Genomic DNA, 20,757 nt, shown 5'->3' on the forward strand with positions numbered 1-20,757 from the left:
GTGCTTCGGACTCACCTCATCGCCGAAAATCGCGCACTGGGTGCGCTCCTACAGGGAGGACGGCCCGTGCTCAGAGCAATCGCCCGATCAGGCGGTCGAGCCGCACGCGGCGCAGGCGATGCAATAGTCGGCGCACTTCGGGCGGATAGCTGCGCGTGCCGGGCAGCTGCCGATAGTGGTCCAGCCGTGTGGCGTGGCGGCGCAGCGATTGCCACTCCGCCTCATGCTGCGCGGCGAGCCGGCGCGAAGGGCCGCGCAATAGCAACCCGTTCTCCAGGTCCAGCGCCCAGGCACGCGGATTGAGGTTGTTGCCGGTGAGCACGGCGATGTCCTCATCCACGAACAATCCCTTGAGGTGATAGCTGTTGTCGCCGTCGCGCCACAGCCACAGGTTCAGCTGTCCGCGGTCGATGGCGCCCTGGTGCAGGCGCGCGAAGCGGCGCAGGTTGGCCTCGTACAGGTAGGGCAGCAGGCCGATGCGGTTGAACGGCTGGTCCGGCGGAATATAGAAGTCGTTGGCCACCTTGTCGCCGACCATGATCTCCAGCTGGCAGCCACGTCGCAGCAACTGGCCGATGACGCCACGCACCGGCCGGGGCAGGTTGAAGTACGGCGTCAGCAGGACCACCCGCCGCCGCGCGCCGCGCAGCAGGGCCAGCAAGGCATCGTTGAGCGCGTTGTCGCCGCGGCCGAAGCCCAGCAGCGGGATCACCGCCACCTCGCCCTCGCCGGGCGTTTCGCTGGCGCCCCCGTAGCGGGCCTGCTGCAACGACTGGCGCAACCGGCGGATCGGTTCCTGCAGTTCGCGCGGCCGGGGCAGCGGCCAGCGGTCGAAGCGCGGCACCGCGTCGCTGTCGCGAAAATACCGTTCCACGAAACCGGCCATGCTGTCGGCCAGGGCGGCATGCCGGACCAGATGATAGCGGTCCAGGCGATAGCGGCCATGCCTGGCAAGGTAGACGTCGTTGAGGCTGGCGCCGCTGTACAGCACGGCATCGTCGATGACGAAGCCCTTCACATGCAGCACGCCGAACAGCTCGCGCGTCTGCACCGGCACGCCGCGCACCACCACGCCCTCGCCCATGCGTCGGGCATAGTCGCGGTACATCGCCGCATTGCCTTCGCTGGCGCCCTTGCCGATCAGGCCGCGCCGCGCGCGGTGCCAGTCCACGTAGACCTCCACGCGCAACCCGGGATGCGCGGCATGGGCCGCATACAGCGCATCCATCACCTCGCGGCCGGCATCGTCGTCCTGCAGGTACAGCGCCACCAGCACGATGCGACGGCGCGCGCCCGCAATCAGCGAGAACAGCGTTTCACGGAAAGCCTGCGGACCGTCGAGCGTGGCGATGGCCGCGGCGGGCACGGCGAAACCTGGATGGCCGGTCAGGTCCGGTTCCCGGCGGCGGCGCAACGGCAGCCATCGGCTGGCCAGGGCGCGCGGCGAGGGCAAGGGTCGATTCATGGGCGTCCATGGTAATCAAGCGCGCCGCGCTTTGTTGCACGAGCGCGCCCGGTGCGCGACCGATGGCATCGGGTGCCGGTCGCGCACTGGGTGCGCTCCTACACAGGTCACCTGGGCGGGGCGCTGTCGAGCACGCGGCGCGGCTGCACGTCGATGCTCGCGGTCATGCCCGCGGCCAGCACCACGTCCTTGGGCACGCTGGCCTCGTCGATGGCGATGCGCACCGGCACACGCTGGGCCAGGCGCACCCAGTTGAAGGTGGGATTGACGTCGGCCAACAGGTCGCGCCCGGTAGGGTTGTCGCGATCGGTGATGCCGCGCGCCAAGCCGATGATGCGTCCCTTGAGGTGCACGCCGCCGCTCATCAGGCGGATGTCCACCGGATCGCCCACGCGCACGTGCGGCAGCTTGGTTTCCTCGAAGTAGCCGTAGATGTAGTAGCTGTGGCGGTCGATCAGGGCCAGCCGCGGGCTGCCGGTGGCGGCGTAGTCGCCCACGCGCACGTCGAGGTTGGTCACATAGCCATCCACCGGCGCGCGCACTTCGGTGCGCTGCAGGTCGAGCCTGGCGCGATCGACCGCCACCTGCGCCTGCACCACCGCGGCCTCGGCCTGCTCGCGCGCGGCGTTGGCCTGGTGGCCGCTGGCCTGGGCCTGCTCCCAGATTGCCCGCGCGGTCTCGGCGGCGGACCTGGCGTCGGTGCGCTCCTCCTTCGGCACCACGTCGGCCAGCGCCTGGCGGCGCTTGGCCTGCTCCTGGCGCATGTCGTACTCGGCCTTGCGCGCGGCGGCGCTGGCCAGCACGGCGTCGATGTTGGCGCCGGCGGCCCTGGCGCTGGCCTTGGCGGCATTGAGGTTGGCCTCGGCCTGCGCCAGGGCGATGCGGTAGCGCTCCGGGTCGATCTCGAACAGCACGTCGCCCTTCTTCACTTCCTGGTTGTCCAGCACTGCCACGCGCGTCACCAGGCCCGACACGTCGGGCGCGATGCGCACCACCTCGGCGCGCACGCGGCCGTCGCGGGTCCATGGCGAGTACATGTAGTGGTCCCACAGCGCCCGGCACAGCAGGAGCGCCACGATGACGACGACGGCGGTGATGCCGAAACGGAGCAGGGCTTGGGGTTGGATCTTCATGGGCAAGGGCTCACGGGTACAGCAGGAGGCCGGCCGCGCCGAACAGCACGAAGAACACGGCGACGCGGAACAGGGACGGATGCCAGACGTAGCGGTACAGCCCGTAGCGGCCGACGATGGTGTCGATCAGCAGCAGCACCACCAGGCAGCCGAGGTAGACCAGCAGGATGCCGGGCACCAGCGCGTCGGCAAGGGCAATTTCACGGGGCATGGGCGGACTCCGGGACCTTGGCGATATAGGGAGCGAGCGCGGACTCGTCGTCGCGCAGCGCGGTACGCAGCTGCAACAAGTGGGCCAGCGCCGGCCGGCAGCTGGCGCGGGCCTGGGGCATGGTCTGGGTGGTGAGCGTGATGGCCTGGTCGACCGCATGGTCGGCCACCTGCCAGCGGTCCCGGTCCGGCGAATCGTACAGGTACCCCAGCGTTTCCACCGCCAGTTGCATGGCCTCGCGCACCGGCGGCGGCAGCTCGGCATGCTGCATGTCGTGGCGCAGCTCGATCACCGCGCGACCGCTGTCGTGCACGGCCAGCGCCCAGGCCAGCAGGCTGCGCTGTTCCTGGCTGTCGGGCGGGGTGAACTGCACGATCTGGTGGAACAGATCGCGGTTGACGCTCTCGAAGCTGTACACCAGCCCCTGCAGCGGCGCGGTGGCCGCCATCGTCACCTGGCGGCGCAGCTGCACCAGCTGGCGCCGGCGCAGCCAGGCGGTGCCGATCACGGTGGGAATGACCATGAAGGCCGCCCCGCTCATCATCAAGCCGAACAGCGAGGCGATCGCGTCGTTGAAGAAGTGCTCGGGGCTGTACACCATCGGGTTCTTCAGTGCCAGGATGTACACGAAGCCCAGCGTGTAGCCCGCGCCGATGCCCGGCAGGGTGGCGTTGCGGGTGGTCAGGTACGGCCCGAGCGCCAGCAGCGGCGCGGTGACCAGGATCAGCATCAGGAAACCGTCGCTGCCCGGCATCAGCCAGAACACCACGGCATAGCAGGCGAGCATGCCCACCGCATAGCCGATCCAGGTGTTGGCGGTCGCCGCCAGCGGCGAGGGCGAGGTGGCCAGCAGGCCGCTGAAGATGGTGGCCAGCAGCATCGCGTTGGGGCCGAACGGCCAGCCCGTCTTGATCCAGAACACGCTCAACGTGACCATGGTCAGGAAGGTGCGCAGCACCGACACCAGCGGCGCGGCATAGTCGTTGGCGCGCTTGAAGCTCACCCGCTCGACGCTGCCGGCGAAGCCGCCCTGCGTCTCGCGCAGCGTCGCCTCCAGCGCGGTGAAGTCGCGCAGCTCGCTCACGAAGCGGTACAGCAGCGCGGCACCACTGTCGAATTCCAGCAGCAGCTCCGGGTCCTGCCGCAGTTCCTCGCGCAGCTCGGCCGCCAGCGACGGTAGCGTGGGCTCGCACGCCGCCAGCCGCTCGGCCAGCAGGCGCGGCTTGGACTGGTCCGCGGGCGAAGGCGCCAGCGCGCGGCCGACCGGCGCGTACAGCTTGATCAGCGCGCCCGCCGTGCGCGGATGGTTGCCGCGCTGCAGCCGGTTTATCAGGTGGTGCAGCGACTGGAAGCTGGTGGCCGCGGCCATGTAGCGCACGTTGAGCAGCTGCATGCGGCTGCTGCGCGCGCGCGCCTCCGGATCCTCGAAGATCACCGAGGAACGCAGGTCCTCGATCTGCACCGCCGCGCGCACGAAATGCAGGTGCGCCTGCTCCATCTGCGCGCGCGGGATCACGCCGCCCAGGCTGCTGCGCGCGAAGTCGATGAAATGCGCATAGTGCTCGCGCGCGCTGCGGCGCAGGACCTGGCGCAGGCGCTCGGGCAGCACCACGTCGCTGACCAGGCCGGCCACCACGATGCCCAGCAGCACCTCGCTCACGCGCATCATGGCCGAATCGAACACGGTATAGGGATCGTTGATGGCCGGCAGCGCCACGATCGCCGCGGTGTAGCCGGCCAGCACGAAGCCGTAGGACATGAAGTTGCGGTACAGCACGGCGCCGCCCGCGCACAGGCCCACCCACAGCGACAGGCTGAGCAGGAACAGCTCGCGCTGCTGCGGGAAGGCGGCCATCAGCAGCACGCCGCACAGGCTGCCCGCACAGGTGCCGATGGCGCGATAGAAGCTCTTGGCCAGCACCATGCCGCTGTGCGGATGCATCACGATGGAAACCGTAATCATGGTGGTGGAGGGCTGTTCGAGCTGGAACAGCATCGACAGCCACGCGGCGATGTAGAACGCCAGCATGCACTTGAGCACGAAGATCCACGCCTGGCGCTCCGTGACCAGGAACTCGCCCAGCCAGGACGGGCGGCGGGCGAACAGGCGGGAGGGCACGGCGGACATGGCCTAGGCCTGCTCCAGCTGGACCAGGAATTTTTTCAGCAGCCGCTCCAGCTGCGCCATCTCGCGCGGCGACAGGCCGTTCGCCTGCCGCTCCAGCAGGCCGCAGATGTCCGGCAGGAAGCTCTCGACCGTGGCGATGCCCTGCGGGGTCAGCGTGAGCGTCACCTTGCGGCGGTCCTCGTCGCTGGCGTTGCGTGCGATCAGGCCCTTCTCGCACAGCTCGTTGGTGAGCCGGGTGATGTTGGCCGACTTCTCCCCGGCGGCGTCGGCCAGCTCGGTCGGATGCAGCGCCTGGCCCTCGGTGCCGTACAGCATCATCAGCAGGTTGTATTCGGGATGATTGATGCCGTAGGGCCGCAGCACGGCGTTGGCATCGTCATGCACGCGCTTGTAGATGTGCTTGATCAGCCGCACCAGCACGGCCGGCTCCCGCGGAAACGCGGGATGCCGCTGGCAGGTGATCGCCAGCCGCTGTTCGGTGGGTAGGAAGCTGCTCACGGCGCGCGATCCATATAGTACATATATGTAATATATACATCTGAATTTTAGACCGGCCCGGCGAGACCCGCAAGAGCGTCGACCCGCGGACGTGAAAAAGGCGCCACGAGGCGCCTGCCGATCCGCTGCGGGAGCGCCCCCTGTGCGCCGACATGGCGTGGGAATGGAGGATGGGTAGCGGGGGCGCCAAGTCCACCGGGGCCAGCTTGCATGTCACGACAAAGATGCGGGCTTGCTCCCCCACGATCCGCCCCCGCTTCTTGGAGCCTGTTCACGATCTCCCCGTAGCCCGCGGGGAGATCGTGAACAGGCTCTCACCCATCGCGCACAGGGTGCGCTCCCACAGGGTGGTAGTGGGGACAACGCCGTCAGTGATCCTTGACCGGATAGGTCTCGAACGCGCCCGGGGTGGTCTGCGGGTTGGGCGCGATGGACGGGCTGGCGGGGTTGCCCGGGCGGTTGGCCGGCGCCAGCGGGGCGTCGCCGCACTGGTAGGCGCCCCAGGGCTGCGAGCCGTCGGTGGGATCGGCCAGCGGCTTGATGGTGTCGGCGTGCATCTTGGCGGCCTCGTTGCGCGCCATCACTTCCAGCTCGTCGCGCACCTTGATGTCGTTGCGGTTGACCGGGCCGACGTGGTCCATCACCGAGACGGTGACTTTGCCCAGGTCGCGGCAGGTCGCGGCCAGGTCCCCGCCCCAGGCCGTGCGGACGTGCTTGCCACCCTCGTCCAGCGTGATGCCGTAGGTACAGGCGCCGAGCAGCGCCAGGGGAACGAGCAACAGCAGGGTCTTGCGCATGACGGAACTCCGCGACGTGGACATGAAGAGGCCGGGCGGTCGCCCGCCCGGCCTCCATCCTAACCCGGGGACGTGAACGGTCCCCACAGAAACTTACTTCACCGGCTTGCCGTCGCCATCGATCACCTGGACCTCGCCCAGCTTGAGCGCGCGCACCGGCTGCTCGATCTTCTTCAGGTCGCCCACGATGACCCAGGTCAGCGCGCCGGGCTGGACGATCTCCTTGATCGCCGCCTGCGCATCCGGCTGGGTGACCGCCTCGGTGCGGGCCTTGAGGGTCTGCACGTAGTCGTCGGGGCGGGCGTACTGCACGATCTCGTCCATCGCGCCCAGCACCTGCGAGGTGGTCTCGAAGCTGCCCGGCAGGCCGCGCACGTTGGAGTCCTTGATCTTGTTCACTTCCTGCTCGGTGAGCGGGCGGGCCCCCACCACCTCGGTGGCCTCCTTGAACACCTCGTGCGCGGACTCGGCGGTCTTGTCGGTCTGCACTGGCGCATACATCAGGAACGGGCGCTGGCCGACCGCATCGCGCATGAAGCTGAAGGCGCCATAGGCCCAGCGCTTGTCCTCGCGCAGGTTCATGTTCAGGCGCGAGGTGAAGCTGCCGCCGAAGGCACCGTTGGCCACGTCGATGGCCAGTTCGTTGGGCGCCTTGCTCGACGGGGCCAGCAGGCCGGCGAGGATCAGCGACTGCGGCGCATCGGGCTTGTCGATCAGGAACACGCGGGGCTTGGACTGCGCGGCCACGGTGGCGATGTTCTTCTTCGGCAGCGCGCTGGAAGGCGCCGTCCAGTCGCCGAAGGCGGCATCGAGCTGCGGGATGATCTGCTGCAGCGTGGTGTCGCCGGCCACCAGGATCCTCACGTTGTCCGGCCGCAGCCAGTCGCGCTGGAAGGCGCTAAGGTCCGTCGCCTGCATGGACTTGACCGCCTCTTCCGTGCCCGAGCCGGTGAATGGGATGCCGTAGGCGTGGTTCGCGCCGTACAGCAGCGGCGGCAGCGTGCGCAGGGCCAGCGCGGTGGGCTGGGTCTTTTCCTGGGCGATGCCGGCCAGCCACTGGCCGCGGATGCGCTCGATGTCGTCCGGCTTGAAGGCCGGATTGCGCACGATGTCGGCGAACAGGGCCAGCGACGGCTGCAGCTGGTCGTTGAGCGCGTTGAGCGAGGCCGAGCACGAGTCCAGCCCGCAACCGACGCGGGTGATCGCGCCCAGGCGCTGCTTGCGCTTGGCCACTTCCACCGAATCGAGCGCCTTGGTGCTCTCGTTCATCAGCGTGGTGGTGAAGCTGGCGGTGCCGAGCTTGCGGCCCTGGTCGGCGGCATAGCCGGCGTCGAACATCAGCTGCACCTGGGTCACCGGGATGGTGTGGCGCTGGGCCAGGACCACCTCGATGCCGTTCTTGAGCTTGCCGCGTTCGAGCGCGGGGAAGCTCAGGTCCGGGAACGCCTCGACCTTGGGCACGCCCTGGGCGCGGTCCACCTGGCTCTTGGCCACCGCGTAGTCGTGCCTGGGTGGCAGTTTCGGCGCCGGCCGGCCCTCGGCGGGGCCGAGCGCCGCCACCTTGGCGTCCTCCGCGTCCGGATTGAAGTCGTTGCCGGCGGGCAGCACGGTCAGAAGGTAGTCGCCCTTGCTGAGCCACTTGCCGGCGGCGGCCTTGACGCTGGCCTGGGTGGCGGCGTCGGCACGCTGCAGGTCCTTCTTGTAGGCGCCCGGATCGCCGCGATAGACCTGTCCCTCGGCCAGGATCACCGCCTTGCCGCCAAAGCCGCCCACCTTCTCCAGGCCGCGCACGAAGCTGGCGCGGTTGCCGATCTTGGCGCGGTCGAGTTCGTCGGCGGTGGGACCCTCGGCGAGGAATTTCTTCAGCTCCTCCTGGATCACCGCCTCGACCTTGGCCGGGTCCACGCCCGCCTTCACGTCGGCCTGGACCTGGAACTGGCTGGCCAGCGCGAACGGCGCGATGCTGGCCGAGACGTCGTCCACCAGCTTGTCCTGGTAGACCAGGCGCTGGTACAGGCGCGAGGTCTTGCCGCCGCCGAGCACGGTGGAGGCGAGGTCGAGCTGGATCGCGTCGTCCGTGCCCAGCTGCGGCACCACCCAGGTGCGGTAGATGCGCGGCTGCGCCACGTGGTCGTGCTGCACGCCGCGGGTGGACTGGGCCAGCGGCGTGATCCACGGCTGCTGGCGCGGCACCGGCGGGCCGGCCGGGATGTCGCCGAAGTATTTCTCCGCCTTGGCCCTGGCCTCGGCGACGGTGATGTCGCCGGCCAGCACCAGGGTGGTGTTGGCGGCGCCGTAGTAGTCGTGGAACCACTGCTTCACGTCGGCCAGCGAGGCCGCGTTGAGGTCGGCCATCGAGCCGATGGTGTCGTGCTGGTACGGATGGTTGCCCGGGTAGGTGTTGGACAGGATGTTCTGGTCCACGCGGCCGTACGGGCGGTTCTCGCCCTGGCGCTTCTCGTTCTGAACCACGCCGCGCTGGGTATCGAGTTCCTTCTGGCCGATGGCGCCCAGCAGGTGGCCCATGCGATCGGACTCCATCCACAGCGCCATGTCCAGCGCGGTGGTGGGCACCGTCTCGAAGTAGTTGGTGCGGTCGAACCAGGTGGTGCCGTTCATGTCGGTGGCGCCCGCCAGCTCGAACGGCTGGAAGTAGGTGCCCTTGTGGTTTTCCGAGCCGGAGAACATCAGGTGCTCGAACAGGTGCGCGAAGCCGGTCTTGCCCTTGGGTTCGTCGGCCGAGCCCACGTGGTACCAGATGCTCACCGCCACCACCGGCGCCTTGTGGTCCTCATGCACCACCACGGTCAGGCCGTTGGGCAGGGTGAAGCGCGTATAGGCGATGTCCGGCACGGCCGCGGCGGCCACTTCGACGGCGGCGCCGGGAGCTGCTACGGCGGGCAGGCCCGCCGACATGCTGAGCAGGCCTGCCACGAGCAGGGCGAGGGGCTTTCTTGCCATCACGACACTCCTGTTGTTTGCGGATCGATCACCGGAGGCTAGCCACGCCCCCGAACCTTGGCAAATGACCAATGGCACAGCGTCCGGTACCCGGCGGACTGTCCGGATCGCTGTCCGTCCGCGGCCGGGCGTTGTCCGCGGACAATCACCCCAGCACCGGGATTCCAACAAATATCAAACAAAAACAATCAATTGGATATGAATACGGGCTTGGCACGAGGCTTGCCATATCTACATCGCAGGACCCTCACCCACTTTCATCGGAGACATGATCATGAAATTCGAAGCCTTGATGCTGCGCAGCCTGTTCGTCGCCTGTCTGCTGGTCTGTGGATTGGTGCTGGGCGCCATGGTGAATGCCTCGCCGGAAGCCGTGCGCCTTGCCGCCGCGGGCAGCGCCGGCCAGCTGATAGCCACTCCGGTCGCCTGCGCGCTGCCGCCCGACGGCGTGGTGTGCCCGCGCACCAACGGTTGAGCAAGGACGCTCGCCGTTTCGCGGGCCACAGAGAAACCCGATAATGGCTGGATGCTGCATGTCATCCTTTACCGACCGGAAATACCGCCCAACACCGGCAACGTAATCAGGCTGTGCGCCAACACCGGCGCCACCTTGCACCTGGTTCGTCCCCTGGGATTCGCGCTGGACGATGCCCGCCTGCGCCGCGCGGGCCTGGACTATCACGAATACGCGCAGCTGGCGGTGCACGACGATTTCGCCAGCTGCCTGGAAGCCATCGGCCACCCGCGCGTGTTCGCGTTCTCCACCCGAGGGCGCGTGGCCCACGTCGATGCGCGCTTTGGCGAAGGCGACGCCCTGCTGTTCGGCTGCGAGACCGCCGGCCTGCCCGGCGAGGTGCTCGACACGATTCCCGAGGCGCAACGCCTGCGCCTGCCGATGCGGCCGCATAGCCGCAGCCTCAACCTGTCCAACACCGTGGCCGTGGCGGTGTACGAGGCCTGGCGGCAGCTGGGCTTCACCGGCGCGGCGTAGCCCTCGTACGCCGTAATCGCTGTGGGAGCGCACCCTGTGCGCGACTGCCGAAAGGTATGGTCGCGGGAATCTTGAGTCACGCACAGGGTGCGCTCTCACAGAGGGCAGGCGCATGCTGCGAGGTAACCGGCCCTCACCCGCTACAATCGCCGCATGACCGCCTCTCCCCGCTCCCTGCTGCCCCGCCCGCTGCGCACCCTCGCTGGCCGCGCGCTGGAAACCGCGCTCAACCATGCGCTGTCGCTGGATCATGACACCGTCGAGCGCCTCGCCGCGCTCGATGGCCGCAGCGTGCAGTTGCATCTGCGTGGTCCCGAGCTGGCCCTGGCGGTGACGGTGGAGGGCGGACGCCTGAAGGTCGGCCCGGCGCAGGCGGACGATCACCTGCGCGTGGCCGCCACGCCCGGCAGCCTGCTGGCCATGCTGGCCCGGCGCGACGACGAGGGCGTGGCGCCCGGCAAGGTGGAGATCGCCGGCGACGCCGACCTGGCGCGACGCCTGGAAAAACTCGCCGGCAAGTTCGCGCCCGATGTCGAGGAAGCCTTCGCGCGCACCTTCGGCGACGTGCTCGGGGTGCCGCTGGCCAGGGCGGTGCTCAAGGGGCTCGCCCATGCGAAGGAAACCGCCGGCCATCTCGCCACCGACACCGCCGACTGGCTGCGCGACGAAGCGCGCGTGGCCGCGGCGCCGGGTGAAGTGGAAGGATTTCTTGACGGCGTCGATGTCCTGCGCGAGCGCGCAGAGCGCCTGGAGGCACGCGTGGCCCGCCTGGAAGCACGCCTGAAGAAGGGCTCCGCCGCGTGACGACGCCCTTGAAGGTCGTGCCTCGCGTGATGCGCGTCGCCGCCGTGCTGCTGGCCTACCGGCTCGATGAGCTGGTCGATGCCGCCCACCTGTTCCGCCCGCTCAAGCTGGTGCGTCCGTTCGTGGCCAAGCCGCGCGTGGATGTCGGGCAGCTGTCGCGCGGCGCGCGCCTGCGCCTGGCACTGACCGAACTGGGTCCGATCTTCGTCAAGGCCGGCCAGGTGCTTTCCACCCGCCGCGACCTCGTGCCGGCCGACATCGCCGACGAACTGGCCCAGTTGCAGGATCAGGTGCCGCCGTTCCCCGGCGCCGAGGCGCGCGCCATCGTGGAGCAGCAACTGAAGGCGCCAATCGGCACGCTCTACGCCAGCTTCGACGAGACGCCGCTGGCTTCCGCCTCGATCGCCCAGGTGCATGCCGCCACCCTGTACGACGGCAGCGCGGTGGTGGTGAAGGTGCTGCGGCCCGGCATCGAACGGCGCATCCAGCAGGACGTCGGCCTGCTGCGCTCGCTGGGCGAACTGGCCCAGCGCTGGCATCCCAACGCCGACAAGATCCGCCCGCTCGACGTGGTGGCCGAAGTCGAGAAGATGCTGGAGAACGAACTGGACCTGCAGCGCGAGGGCGCCAGCGCCAGCCTGCTGCGCCGCAATTTCGAGAGCGGCGTGGATATGTACGTGCCGGCGGTGTTCTGGGACCACACCGCCGAACGCGTGCTCACGCTGGAGCGCGTGCACGGCGTGAGCTGCGACGACATCGCCGCGCTCGACGCCGCCGGCATCGACCGCAAGGCGCTCGCCGTGAAGGGCGTGCGGCTGTTCTACGAGCAGGTGTTCCGCGACAACTTCTTCCACGCCGACGCCCACCCCGGCAATATCTGGGTGGATACCGCGCGCCCGGGCGAATCGCGCTTCATCGCGCTGGACTTCGGCATCATGGGTTCGCTGCCGGAGCAGGACCAGTACTGGCTGGCGCAGAACTTCATCGCGCTGTTCGAGCGCGACTATGCGCGCATCGCGCAGCTGCACGTGGACGCGGGCTGGATGCCCGCCACCGTGCGCCTGGACGAACTCACCGCCGCCGTGCGCACGGTGTGCGAACCCTACTTCACCCGCCCGCTGTCGCAGATCTCGCTGGCCGAGCTGGTGGTGAAGCTGTTCCAGACCGCGCGTCGCTACGAACTGACCCTGCAGCCGCAGCTGATCCTGCTGCAGAAGACCCTGCTCAACATCGAGGGCGTGGGCCGCATGCTCGATCCGGAGATCGACATCTGGGCGGTGGCGCACCCGGTGCTCAAGCGCATCCTGCGCGAGCGCTACAGCCCCCGCCGGACCCTGCGCGAAGTGCGCAGGCGGCTGCCGGAGTGGTTCCACGCGGCGCCGCAGTTTCCCGAACTGGTGCGCGACGCGCTGCGCCAGGCCGCCAAGGGCGAACGCCTCGCCGTGGCCGATCCGCGCGAACTCGCGCAGCGCCGCGAGGAGGCGTATCGCTCCCGCCGCTCGCTCGCCTTCGGACTGCTGGGTGGCAGCTTGCTGGTCGGCAGCGCGGTGTTGTGGACGCAGGGCATGCTGGGGACGTGGCCGCCGACGGTCACCGCTGCAGCGGGCCTGTTGGCCTTCGCGGCCGGCTGGCCCCGCCGCGCCTGACGACCCGGCGCCGATACCACCGCACGCCGGCCAGGACGGCGACGAAAGGCTCTCCATGCTCGACATCCTCTACCAGGACGACGCCCTCATCGCGGTCAACAAGCCCGCAGGCCTTGCCGTGCATCGTTCGAAGATGGTGGGCAACACCGAGGATTTCCTGGTCGATGCGCTACGCGAGCAGGTCGGCGGCACCACCTGCCTGGCGCACCGGCTCGACCGCGCAACCAGTGGCGTGCTGCTGGTCGCGCGCTCCACGGAGATCGCCGCCGCCCTGGGCGAGCAGTTCATGGGACGTGGCGTGCGCAAGCACTACCTGGCCGTGGTGCGCGGCTGGCCGGAACCCGCGGAGGCCCTGGTCGACTATCCCCTGCCCGGCTCGCGCGAGACCGGCCCGCGCCGCGAGGCCAGCACCAGCTATCGGCGGCTGGCCACGGTGGAGGTGTCCATCGCGCTGGGCCGCTATCCGCGGCAGCGCTATGCGCTGGTGCTGGCCGAACCGCACACCGGCCGCTTCCGCCAGATCCGCAAGCACATGGCGCACATCCACCACCCGATCATCGGCGACAGCCAGCATGGACGCGGCGACCACAACCGCCTCTACAAGCAGTATTTCTCCTGCCACCGCATGCTGCTGCATGCCTGGCGGCTCGGCTTCGCCCATCCGGTCACCGGCCAGGCCATGCGCATCGAAGCGCCGCTGGACGAGGCCTATCGCATGCTGCTCACACGCTTCGGCTGGTCGCTGCCGGAAGACTGATGCACCGCCGCATGGCGGCGTGTCATGCGGCCCCGCTAAACTTTGCCGCATGCTCACTGTCAGCCGATCCATCGTCCTGCCCGAGACCGAGCTGACCGAGCGTTTCCTGCGCGCGGACGGTCCCGGCGGCCAACACGTCAACCGCACGGAAAGCGCCGTCGAGCTGCGCTTCGACGTGGCGCACTCGCCTTCGCTGCCCGAGCCGCTGCGTGCGCGATTGCTGGCGCGGCGCGACCGCCGGCTCACCGACGAGGGCGTGCTGGTGATCCAGGCGCGCCGCTTCCGCGACCAGGCGCGCAACCGCGAGGATGCACGGGAACGCCTGGTCGAGATCATCCGCGGCGCCCTGGTCGTACCCAAGGCGCGCATCGCCACCAAGCCCACCCGCGGCTCGCAGGAACGCCGCCTCACCGGCAAGCAGCAGCGGGGCAAGCTCAAGCAGACGCGTTCGCGCGACTGGAGTCGTGAATGAGCACGCCGATGCTTCCCCCCGCCCCGCCCGAGGCGCCCAGGCTCAACAGCCGCTTCTGGCCCTGGCTCGCGCGCAGTGTGCTGCGGCTGTCCGGCTGGAAGCTGCTCGGCCAGCTGCCCGACGTGCCCCGGCTGATCATCATCGGCGCGCCGCATTCCTCCTATTGGGATGGCGTGTGGGGCCTGCTGATGAAGATCGGCCTGGGCATCGACGTCAACATCATGATCAAGCGCGAGGTGCTCGATGGTCCGCTGGGCATCATCCTGCGCCCGATCGGCATGATCCCGATCAACCGCAGCGCGGCACTCAACGTGGTCGGCCAGATGGTGCAGCGCTTCGGCGAACGCGAGCGCATGTGGCTGGGCATCACGCCCGAGGGCACGCGCAAGAAGGTCACCCACTGGAAGTCCGGTTTCCTGCGCATCGCGCACGACGCCGGCGTGCCGATCCAGACCGTGTTCATCGACTACCCCAGCAAGACCTTCACGCTGGGCCCGCTGGTGCAGGCCAGCGGCGACCACGACGCCGACATGGCGAAGATCCGCGCCCTGTTCACGCCCTACCGCGGCAAGCACCGCAACGCCAACGACTGACGGCCGCTCCCACATACATCCAAGCCAGGTACCGACCATCAACGCTCCGAGTGCCCCGATTCATCGTAGTCGCGATGGGTCAGCAGGCCCGGCCGCACCAGGTCCACGAAGGCGCGCGCCTCGGCGCTGAGGAACTTGCCCTTGCGCATCACCACGCCGTAGCTGCGCTGCGGGAAATACTGCTTCATGTTCCGGACGGCCAAACGCGAGCGGTCCGCCTCGGTGGTGCAGATGCCGGTGACGATGGAGATGCCCAGGCCCATCGCCACGTATTCCTTGATGACTTCCCAGCCGCCCACCTCGATGGCCACGCGGTAGGGCACCTGCCGCTGCTGGAACACCAGGTCCACCAGGCGATAGGTCGACAGCCGCTGCGGCGGCAGGATCAGGCCGTAGGGCGAGAGATCCTGCAGGGTCACCGAGGGCTGGGAAGCGAGTGGATGATCCCGCGGCGTGATCAGCATCGGGTCGTAGTGGTAGACCGGCGCCCAGGCGATGTCGTTGGGCACGTCCAGCATCGAGCCCACCGCGAAGTCCGCCTCGTCGGCGCGCAGCAGGGCCAGGCCGTCCTTGCCGGTGACGTTGGCCAGTTGCAGCTGCACCTCGGGAAAGCGCTCGCGGTAGCGGCGCACCAGTTCCGGCAGCAGGTATTGGATGGTGGAGCTGCCCGCCGCGATGGTCAGGCGGCCGCCCTGCAGGCCCTTCACCTTGGCCTGGAAATCGCGGTCGAGGTTCTCCCAGCCCTCCACCAGCGGACGAGCCAGCTCGTACAGCGCCTCGCCCGCGTCGGTGAGGTTGATGCGGCGGCGCCGACGCTCCAGCAGGCTCGTCCCCAGCTCCCGTTCCAGCGCCTGCAGCTGCAGGCTCACGGTGGGCTGGGACAGGAACAGCGCCTCGGCGGCGCGGGTCAGGGTGCCCAGCTTCACCGTATAGACGAAGGCCCGCATCTGCTTCTGCCGGTTGCCCTTGTAGTAGAAGCGGCCGGCATCGCCCGCCTCGGCCTCGCCGCCTTTTCGGCGCTTCGAGGCGATGACGCGCGTTTTTTTCGGCTTGTTCAGCCGCTTGCCGATGGTTTTCATCTCGTTGATTCAGTGATTTACAAAAATCATTAAGAAATACAATATCAAAAATTGAAACATTTGCTTTGTCAAAGCGATTTGCCGTGACCTAGTGTCATCCCATCGTCATCACGGAGATTCGCCAATGGCCGTCCCCAGGGAACGCATCGCCCCGCTCCAGGCCCAGGTGTCCGGCGCCATCCGCCCGGAGCACCACGCCATCCTCACGCCGGAGGCGCTGGCCTTCCTGGCCGAGCTGCACCAGCGCTTCGAGGCGCGCCGCCTTGCCCTGCTGGCCGAGCGCGAGGCCCGCCAGGCCGGCTACGACGCCGGCCAGCTGCCCGACTTCCGCGCCGATACCGCCGCCATCCGCGAGGGCCGCTGGACCGTCGCCCCGATCCCGGCCGCGCTGCGCGACCGGCGCGTGGAGATCACCGGACCGGTCGAGCGCAAGATGATCATCAACGCGCTCAATTCCGGCGCGAAGGTGTTCATGGCCGACTTCGAGGATTCCTCCGCGCCCACCTTCGCCAACCAGCTCGATGGCCAGGTCAACTTGCGCGACGCGGTGAACGGCTCGATCGCATACACCTCGCCCGAAGGCAGGCACTACCGCGTCAACGACAACCCAGCCGTGCTGGTCGTGCGTCCGCGCGGCTGGCACCTGCCGGAGCGCCACATCACGGTGGATGGCGCGCCCATGTCCGGCGCGCTGGTGGACTTCGGCCTGTTCGCCTTCCACAACGCCCGCAAGCTGCAGGCGCGCGACCGCGGTCCGTACTTCTACCTGCCCAAGCTGCAGGCGATGGAAGAGGCCGCGCTGTGGAACGAGGTGATGGCTGCCGCCGAGGAAACACTGGACTTGCCACCCGACTGCATGAAGGCCACCGTGCTGATCGAGACGCTGCCCGCGGTGTTCCAGATGCACGAGATCCTGCACGCGCTGCGCGGCCGCGCGGTCGGCCTCAACTGCGGCCGCTGGGACTACATCTTTTCCTACCTGAAAACCTTCCGTGCGCACCGCGACCGCCTGCTGCCCGACCGCAGTCAGGTGCAGATGACGGTGCCGTTCCTGAAGACGTATTCGGAGCTGCTGATCCAGACCTGCCATCGCCGTGGCGCCTTCGCCATGGGCGGCATGGCCGCGCAGATCCCGATCAAGGGCGACGAGGCCGCCAACGAGGCCGCGCTGGCCAAGGTACGCGCCGACAAGCTGCGCGAGGTGCAGGCCGGCCACGACGGCACCTGGGTGGCGCATCCGGCGCTGGTGCCGGTGGCGCAGGCGGTGTTCGACCAATACATGCCTTCGCCCAACCAGCTCGGCGTGCTGCGCGAGGACGTCCACGCCACCCGCGACCAGCTGATCGCGCCCTGCAGCGGCACCATCACCCGCGCCGGCTTCGACAACAACGTGGAGGTGGCGCTGCGCTACACCGCCTCGTGGCTGGACGGCCAGGGCTGCGTGCCCATCCATCACCTGATGGAGGACGCCGCCACCGCCGAGATCGCCCGCGCCCAGCTATGGCAATGGCTGCACCTGGGGCCGCTGGAATTCACCGACCACGCACCGATCGACCTTGCCCTGTTCGACCACGCGCTGGCCAAGTACACGCATCGCCTGATCGAAAGCGGCAGCTCCATCGCGCACCGCGCCGAGCAGGCCGCCGCGCTGCTGAAGCAACTGACGCACGCCGACGAACTCGGCGACTTCCTCACCCTGGCCGCCTACGGGCAGATCGACTAACGCACCGCCTTTCGCTGTAGGAACGCACCCTGTGCGCGACAGCCGACCGCACGGTGAACATCAACGCTACGGTCGCGCACAAGGTGCGCTCCTACAGAAAACATGAATCCCACGGAGTCATCCATCATGAAGAACACGCTGCCCACCGCCGACCAGATCGCGCTCGACTGGAAGAACAATCCCCGCTGGGCCGGCATCCAGCGCAACTATGGCGCGGAGCATGTGGTACGCCTGCGCGGCACCGTGCCGGTGGAATACTCGCTCGCCCGCCACGGCGCCGAACGCCTGTGGAAGTCGCTGCACCAGGAAGACTTCGTCAATGCCCTCGGCGCGCTTACCGGCAACCAGGCCATGCAGCAGGTGAAGGCCGGCCTGAAGGCGATCTACCTCAGCGGCTGGCAGGTGGCCGCCGATGCCAACCTCGCGGGCGAGATGTACCCCGACCAGTCGTTATATCCGGCCAATTCGGTGCCGGCGGTGGTCAAGCGCATCAACAACACGCTGCTGCGCGCCGACCAGCTGCACCACGCCGAGGGCCTGGACGAAATCGACTGGATGGTGCCCATCGTGGCCGATGCCGAGGCCGGCTTCGGCGGCGTGCTCAACGCGTTCGAGCTGATGAAGGCGATGATCGAGGCGGGCGCCGCCGCCGTGCACTTCGAGGACCAGCTCGCCTCGGTGAAGAAGTGCGGCCACATGGGCGGCAAGGTACTGGTACCCACCCGCGAGGCGGTCGACAAGCTCACCGCCGCGCGCCTGGCCGCCGACGTGCTCGACGTGCCGACCCTGATCGTGGCGCGCACCGACGCCGACGCCGCCGACCTGCTCACCTCCGACATCGACGACAACGACCGGCCGTTCGTCACCGGCGAACGCACCGTGGAAGGCTTCTTCCGCGTGCGCGCCGGGCTGGACCAGGCGATCAGCCGCGGCCTTGCCTACGCGCCATACGCCGACCTGGTGTGGTGCGAGACCAGCAAGCCCAACCTGGACGACGCGCGCCGCTTCGCCGAGGCGATCCATGCGAAGTATCCGGGCAAGCTGCTGGCCTACAACTGCTCGCCCAGCTTCAACTGGAAGAAGAACCTCGACGACGCCACCATCGCCAGATTCCAGAAGGAACTGGGCGCGATGGGCTACAAGTTCCAGTTCATCACGCTGGCCGGCTTCCACAGCCTGAACTACGGCATGTTCGACCTCGCCCACGGCTACGCCCGCCGCCAGATGAGCGCCTTCGTGGAGCTGCAGGAGCGGGAGTTCGCCGCCGCCGAGCGCGGCTTCACCGCGGTGAAGCACCAGCGCGAGGTGGGCACCGGCTACTTCGATGCCGTGACCCAGGCCATCCAGCAAGGCCAGTCGTCCACCACCGCGCTCAAGGGTTCCACCGAGGAGGCGCAATTCCACGCCTCGCGCCATGCCAGCGCAGCCTGATGCGATAGACCGTTCGCGCATGCCGGCAGGGAAGCCGGCATGCGCGGGGCACGTGCCTCACACGGCTGGCCGCAGGTGCTCCGGTGGCACCAGCGCCATCACCAGCCAGCCCGGGCGCGGCTCCAGTTCCCGCTTGACCGACGCCACGCGCAGCGCCCCCTTCTCCTCCACGCCGAACAGCAGCACCGTATCGGAGCCGTACTGCTCGATGAAGTGCGGCCAGTCGAAGGTGGCGGTGAGCCGGGTCGTCTTGATGCTCCAGCCCGCGGCCAGGCATTCAGCGAAGCGCTCGTGCGTCATCCGCGCATCGAACAGCGGTGGCGCCTGCAGATAGCCGCCCCATTGCACGCGGTCGTGGGTTTCCTGCGGCGGCTCGCCCTGCAGGCGATAGATCCGCCCGCGCCCGAATTCCTGCCGGTAATACACGCAGGCCAGCGCGTTGCGTTCGCGATGGACGGACATCGCCAGCAGCCGGCCAATGCCGGTCAGGTCGAGGTGGCGCTCGGCATAGGCCGTGGCGGGATGGCCGTAGAACGTGGCGAGTCCCTCCATGCGCGCGTCGCGGATATCCGCCCATTGCTCGTCCGCCACGATCACCCGGAACCCCGCATCGGCCAATGCGTGCGCCACCGCGCGCGCCACCTGGTCCGCGCCGTAGACCAGCACGCCAGTCGGATCGGGCTCGGCCACCTTCAGCCAGCGCGCCAGCGGACGCGCCGTCGCGCTCTGCAGCACCACCGTGCCAATGATCAGGATGAACACCAGCGGCACCAGCTCCCGGGCGCCCGGCATGCCCAGCGCATCCAGCTTCAAGGCGAACAGCGCGGAAACCGCCGCGGCGACGATGCCGCGCGGCGCGATCCAGGCGATCAGCGCGCGCTCGCGCCAGCCCAGCGCGCTGCCCATCGTGGCCACCGTCGCCGTCAACGGCCGCACCACCAGCTGCGCGACGAGAAAGATGGCCAGGCCCGACCACAGCACCCCATCCGGCGGCGGCCACGACAGCCGCGCCGCCAGCAGAATGAACAGGCCCGAGACCAGCAGGGTGGTGAGGTTCTCCTTGAAATCCAGGATGTCGTCGATGTGCACGCCGCGCATGTTGCCCAGCGCGATGCCCATCACCGTCACCGCCAGCAGACCCGATTCCGAACTCAGCGCATTGGACAGCGAGAACGCCAGCAGCACCGTCACCAGCGTGCCGTAGTTGTGCAGGTATTCGGGAATCATCTGCCGGCGCAGCAGGAAGGCCAGCAGCCAGGCCAGGCACAGGCCGGTCAGCATGCCGCAGGCGATCACCGCCAGGAATACGCCGATGGTGTGGCCTTCCCGATGAGAGACGATGGCCTCGAACACCAGCACGGCGAACAGGGCGCCGAGCGGGTCGATCACGATGCCTTCCCAGCGCAGCGTGTTGGCGATGCGCGCGTTCGGACGCACTGTGCGCAGCATCGGCGCGATCACGGTCGGCCCAGTCACGCAGGTCAGCGCGCCGAACAGCAGGGCGACCTCCCAGCTCAGTCCCGCCAGGTAGTGCGCCGCCGCGCCCAGCAGGAACACCGCCATCACCGCGCCATAGCTCACCAGCCCGCGCACGGCGCGACCGATGCCCGGCAACTCGCCGAAGCGCAGGGTCAGGCTGCCCTCGAACAGGATCAGCGCCACCGCCAGCGACACCACCGGAAACAGCAGCGGCCCCAGCAGCCTGTCCGGATGCAGCACGCCCGCCACCGGCCCCAGCAACAGGCCAGCCAGCAACAGGAACAGGATGGCCGGCAACCGCACCCGCCAGGCCAGCCACTGGGCCAAGAAGCCGGTGCCCAGCATGCAGACCAGCAGCAATCCGATATCCGCCGACATGCACGATCCCTCGAGCGCCCACGACAGCCCTATCGGACCATGCGCCCGCGATGCCGTCCAGTTTCAAGGGAGGTACAAAAGGGGAGAGGCCAGACCCCGGTATCGGACGGGGGGAGGGGGAGGGAGTACCGATACCGGGGTGGCGGGCTGAGTTCAATAAAGAACTAGCGGGTACAGATAATACGCCGGCACCAAATCAAGTCAATACCCA

The 20,757-nt window shown here is 68.6% G+C and carries 18 protein-coding genes; 9 read left to right on the forward strand and 9 right to left on the reverse strand.

Going from position 1 to position 20,757, the window contains the following annotated elements:
* Positions 1-70 precede the first annotated feature (70 nt).
* The 7 genes from pssA to MJ605_RS06150 form a co-directional block, all read right to left on the reverse strand.
* Entirely contained in the window at positions 71-1,465 is a 1,395-nt protein-coding gene (pssA, locus tag MJ605_RS06120; protein ID WP_243040261.1) for a CDP-diacylglycerol--serine O-phosphatidyltransferase, read from the reverse strand.
* A 107-nt stretch (positions 1,466-1,572) separates the two neighbouring features.
* Positions 1,573-2,598 (reverse strand): HlyD family secretion protein, encoded by a 1,026-nt coding sequence (locus MJ605_RS06125; RefSeq protein ID WP_243040263.1) that lies wholly within the window; start codon positions 2,596-2,598, stop codon positions 1,573-1,575.
* A 10-nt stretch (positions 2,599-2,608) separates the two neighbouring features.
* Complete coding sequence (locus MJ605_RS06130) at positions 2,609-2,809, reverse strand: DUF1656 domain-containing protein (RefSeq protein WP_243040264.1); 201 nt, start codon at positions 2,807-2,809, stop codon at positions 2,609-2,611.
* On the reverse strand, positions 2,799-4,937 hold the full coding sequence (locus tag MJ605_RS06135; protein WP_243040265.1) for an FUSC family protein: 2,139 nt from the start codon (positions 4,935-4,937) through the stop codon (positions 2,799-2,801). Before MJ605_RS06135 ends, MJ605_RS06130 begins: the two co-directional genes overlap by 11 nt.
* A gap of 3 nt (positions 4,938-4,940) precedes the next feature.
* Positions 4,941-5,435, reverse strand: a complete 495-nt coding sequence (locus MJ605_RS06140) for a MarR family transcriptional regulator (protein ID WP_243040267.1) — start codon at positions 5,433-5,435, stop codon at positions 4,941-4,943.
* Positions 5,436-5,803: 368 nt separating this feature from the next.
* Positions 5,804-6,232, reverse strand: a complete 429-nt coding sequence (locus tag MJ605_RS06145) for a DUF4156 domain-containing protein (protein WP_243040269.1) — start codon at positions 6,230-6,232, stop codon at positions 5,804-5,806.
* A gap of 93 nt (positions 6,233-6,325) precedes the next feature.
* Complete coding sequence (locus tag MJ605_RS06150) at positions 6,326-9,193, reverse strand: M16 family metallopeptidase (RefSeq protein WP_243040271.1); 2,868 nt, start codon at positions 9,191-9,193, stop codon at positions 6,326-6,328.
* 274 nt (positions 9,194-9,467) lie between these two features.
* Here MJ605_RS06150 and MJ605_RS06155 point away from each other — a divergent pair, with 274 nt between their 5' ends.
* The 7 genes from MJ605_RS06155 (at position 9,468) to MJ605_RS06185 (ending at position 14,456) form a co-directional block, all read left to right on the forward strand.
* On the forward strand, positions 9,468-9,668 hold the full coding sequence (locus tag MJ605_RS06155; protein WP_243040273.1) for a hypothetical protein: 201 nt from the start codon (positions 9,468-9,470) through the stop codon (positions 9,666-9,668).
* A 51-nt stretch (positions 9,669-9,719) separates the two neighbouring features.
* Positions 9,720-10,184 carry a tRNA (uridine(34)/cytosine(34)/5-carboxymethylaminomethyluridine(34)-2'-O)-methyltransferase TrmL gene (gene trmL / locus MJ605_RS06160; protein ID WP_243040275.1) on the forward strand — a complete coding sequence of 155 codons (465 nt, stop codon included), beginning with the start codon at positions 9,720-9,722 and terminating at the stop codon, positions 10,182-10,184.
* A gap of 153 nt (positions 10,185-10,337) precedes the next feature.
* Positions 10,338-10,988, forward strand: a complete 651-nt coding sequence (locus tag MJ605_RS06165) for a ubiquinone biosynthesis accessory factor UbiJ (protein WP_243040277.1) — start codon at positions 10,338-10,340, stop codon at positions 10,986-10,988.
* Between the two features lie 29 nt (positions 10,989-11,017).
* The gene (ubiB, locus tag MJ605_RS06170) at positions 11,018-12,634 is read left to right on the forward strand and encodes a ubiquinone biosynthesis regulatory protein kinase UbiB (RefSeq protein ID WP_425600988.1); all 1,617 of its coding nucleotides are present in this window, start codon (positions 11,018-11,020) and stop codon (positions 12,632-12,634) included.
* A gap of 55 nt (positions 12,635-12,689) precedes the next feature.
* Positions 12,690-13,391 carry a pseudouridine synthase gene (locus tag MJ605_RS06175; RefSeq protein WP_243040283.1) on the forward strand — a complete coding sequence of 234 codons (702 nt, stop codon included), beginning with the start codon at positions 12,690-12,692 and terminating at the stop codon, positions 13,389-13,391.
* A 49-nt stretch (positions 13,392-13,440) separates the two neighbouring features.
* Positions 13,441-13,863, forward strand: a complete 423-nt coding sequence (arfB, locus tag MJ605_RS06180; protein ID WP_243040285.1) for an alternative ribosome rescue aminoacyl-tRNA hydrolase ArfB — start codon at positions 13,441-13,443, stop codon at positions 13,861-13,863.
* On the forward strand, positions 13,860-14,456 hold the full coding sequence (locus MJ605_RS06185; RefSeq protein WP_243040287.1) for a 1-acyl-sn-glycerol-3-phosphate acyltransferase: 597 nt from the start codon (positions 13,860-13,862) through the stop codon (positions 14,454-14,456). Before arfB ends, MJ605_RS06185 begins: the two co-directional genes overlap by 4 nt.
* Positions 14,457-14,494: 38 nt before the next feature.
* Here MJ605_RS06185 and MJ605_RS06190 read toward each other — a convergent pair whose 3' ends face one another.
* Positions 14,495-15,535, reverse strand: coding sequence for a LysR family transcriptional regulator (locus MJ605_RS06190; protein ID WP_243040289.1), 1,041 nt, complete (start codon positions 15,533-15,535; stop codon positions 14,495-14,497).
* 124 nt (positions 15,536-15,659) lie between these two features.
* Here MJ605_RS06190 and aceB point away from each other — a divergent pair, with 124 nt between their 5' ends.
* Together aceB and aceA are read left to right on the forward strand one after the other, a co-directional pair.
* Positions 15,660-17,258: a malate synthase A gene (gene aceB, locus MJ605_RS06195; RefSeq protein WP_243040290.1), complete on the forward strand. Its 1,599-nt coding sequence runs from the start codon at positions 15,660-15,662 to the stop codon at positions 17,256-17,258.
* Between the two features lie 126 nt (positions 17,259-17,384).
* Positions 17,385-18,689, forward strand: coding sequence for an isocitrate lyase (gene aceA / locus MJ605_RS06200; protein ID WP_243040291.1), 1,305 nt, complete (start codon positions 17,385-17,387; stop codon positions 18,687-18,689).
* Positions 18,690-18,746: 57 nt separating this feature from the next.
* Here the strand turns inward: aceA and MJ605_RS06205 are convergent, their stop codons facing one another.
* Positions 18,747-20,546, reverse strand: coding sequence for a cation:proton antiporter (locus MJ605_RS06205; RefSeq protein ID WP_243040297.1), 1,800 nt, complete (start codon positions 20,544-20,546; stop codon positions 18,747-18,749).
* Positions 20,547-20,757 lie beyond the last annotated feature (211 nt).

It is taken from the genome of Dyella sedimenti (assembly GCF_022760995.1).
In the GTDB taxonomy this organism is placed as follows: Bacteria; Pseudomonadota; Gammaproteobacteria; order Xanthomonadales; family Rhodanobacteraceae; genus Dyella; species Dyella sedimenti.

What these genes read in the sequence shown, in the direction of transcription:
- aceB (WP_243040290.1), top strand. Translation starts at nt 15,660, where the DNA reads ATGGCCGTCCCCAGGGAACGCATCGCCCCGCTCCAGGCCCAGGTGTCC.
- MJ605_RS06205 (WP_243040297.1), bottom strand. Translation starts at nt 20,546, where the DNA reads ATGTCGGCGGATATCGGATTGCTGCTGGTCTGCATGCTGGGCACCGGC.
- MJ605_RS06145 (WP_243040269.1), bottom strand. Translation starts at nt 6,232, where the DNA reads ATGCGCAAGACCCTGCTGTTGCTCGTTCCCCTGGCGCTGCTCGGCGCC.
- MJ605_RS06165 (WP_243040277.1), top strand. Translation starts at nt 10,338, where the DNA reads ATGACCGCCTCTCCCCGCTCCCTGCTGCCCCGCCCGCTGCGCACCCTC.
- MJ605_RS06190 (WP_243040289.1), bottom strand. Translation starts at nt 15,535, where the DNA reads ATGAAAACCATCGGCAAGCGGCTGAACAAGCCGAAAAAAACGCGCGTC.
- MJ605_RS06135 (WP_243040265.1), bottom strand. Translation starts at nt 4,937, where the DNA reads ATGTCCGCCGTGCCCTCCCGCCTGTTCGCCCGCCGCCCGTCCTGGCTG.
- trmL (WP_243040275.1), top strand. Translation starts at nt 9,720, where the DNA reads ATGCTGCATGTCATCCTTTACCGACCGGAAATACCGCCCAACACCGGC.
- MJ605_RS06150 (WP_243040271.1), bottom strand. Translation starts at nt 9,193, where the DNA reads ATGGCAAGAAAGCCCCTCGCCCTGCTCGTGGCAGGCCTGCTCAGCATG.
- MJ605_RS06185 (WP_243040287.1), top strand. Translation starts at nt 13,860, where the DNA reads ATGAGCACGCCGATGCTTCCCCCCGCCCCGCCCGAGGCGCCCAGGCTC.
- MJ605_RS06130 (WP_243040264.1), bottom strand. Translation starts at nt 2,809, where the DNA reads ATGCCCCGTGAAATTGCCCTTGCCGACGCGCTGGTGCCCGGCATCCTG.
- MJ605_RS06175 (WP_243040283.1), top strand. Translation starts at nt 12,690, where the DNA reads ATGCTCGACATCCTCTACCAGGACGACGCCCTCATCGCGGTCAACAAG.
- pssA (WP_243040261.1), bottom strand. Translation starts at nt 1,465, where the DNA reads ATGAATCGACCCTTGCCCTCGCCGCGCGCCCTGGCCAGCCGATGGCTG.
- MJ605_RS06125 (WP_243040263.1), bottom strand. Translation starts at nt 2,598, where the DNA reads ATGAAGATCCAACCCCAAGCCCTGCTCCGTTTCGGCATCACCGCCGTC.
- arfB (WP_243040285.1), top strand. Translation starts at nt 13,441, where the DNA reads ATGCTCACTGTCAGCCGATCCATCGTCCTGCCCGAGACCGAGCTGACC.
- aceA (WP_243040291.1), top strand. Translation starts at nt 17,385, where the DNA reads ATGAAGAACACGCTGCCCACCGCCGACCAGATCGCGCTCGACTGGAAG.
- ubiB (WP_425600988.1), top strand. Translation starts at nt 11,018, where the DNA reads ATGCGCGTCGCCGCCGTGCTGCTGGCCTACCGGCTCGATGAGCTGGTC.
- MJ605_RS06155 (WP_243040273.1), top strand. Translation starts at nt 9,468, where the DNA reads ATGAAATTCGAAGCCTTGATGCTGCGCAGCCTGTTCGTCGCCTGTCTG.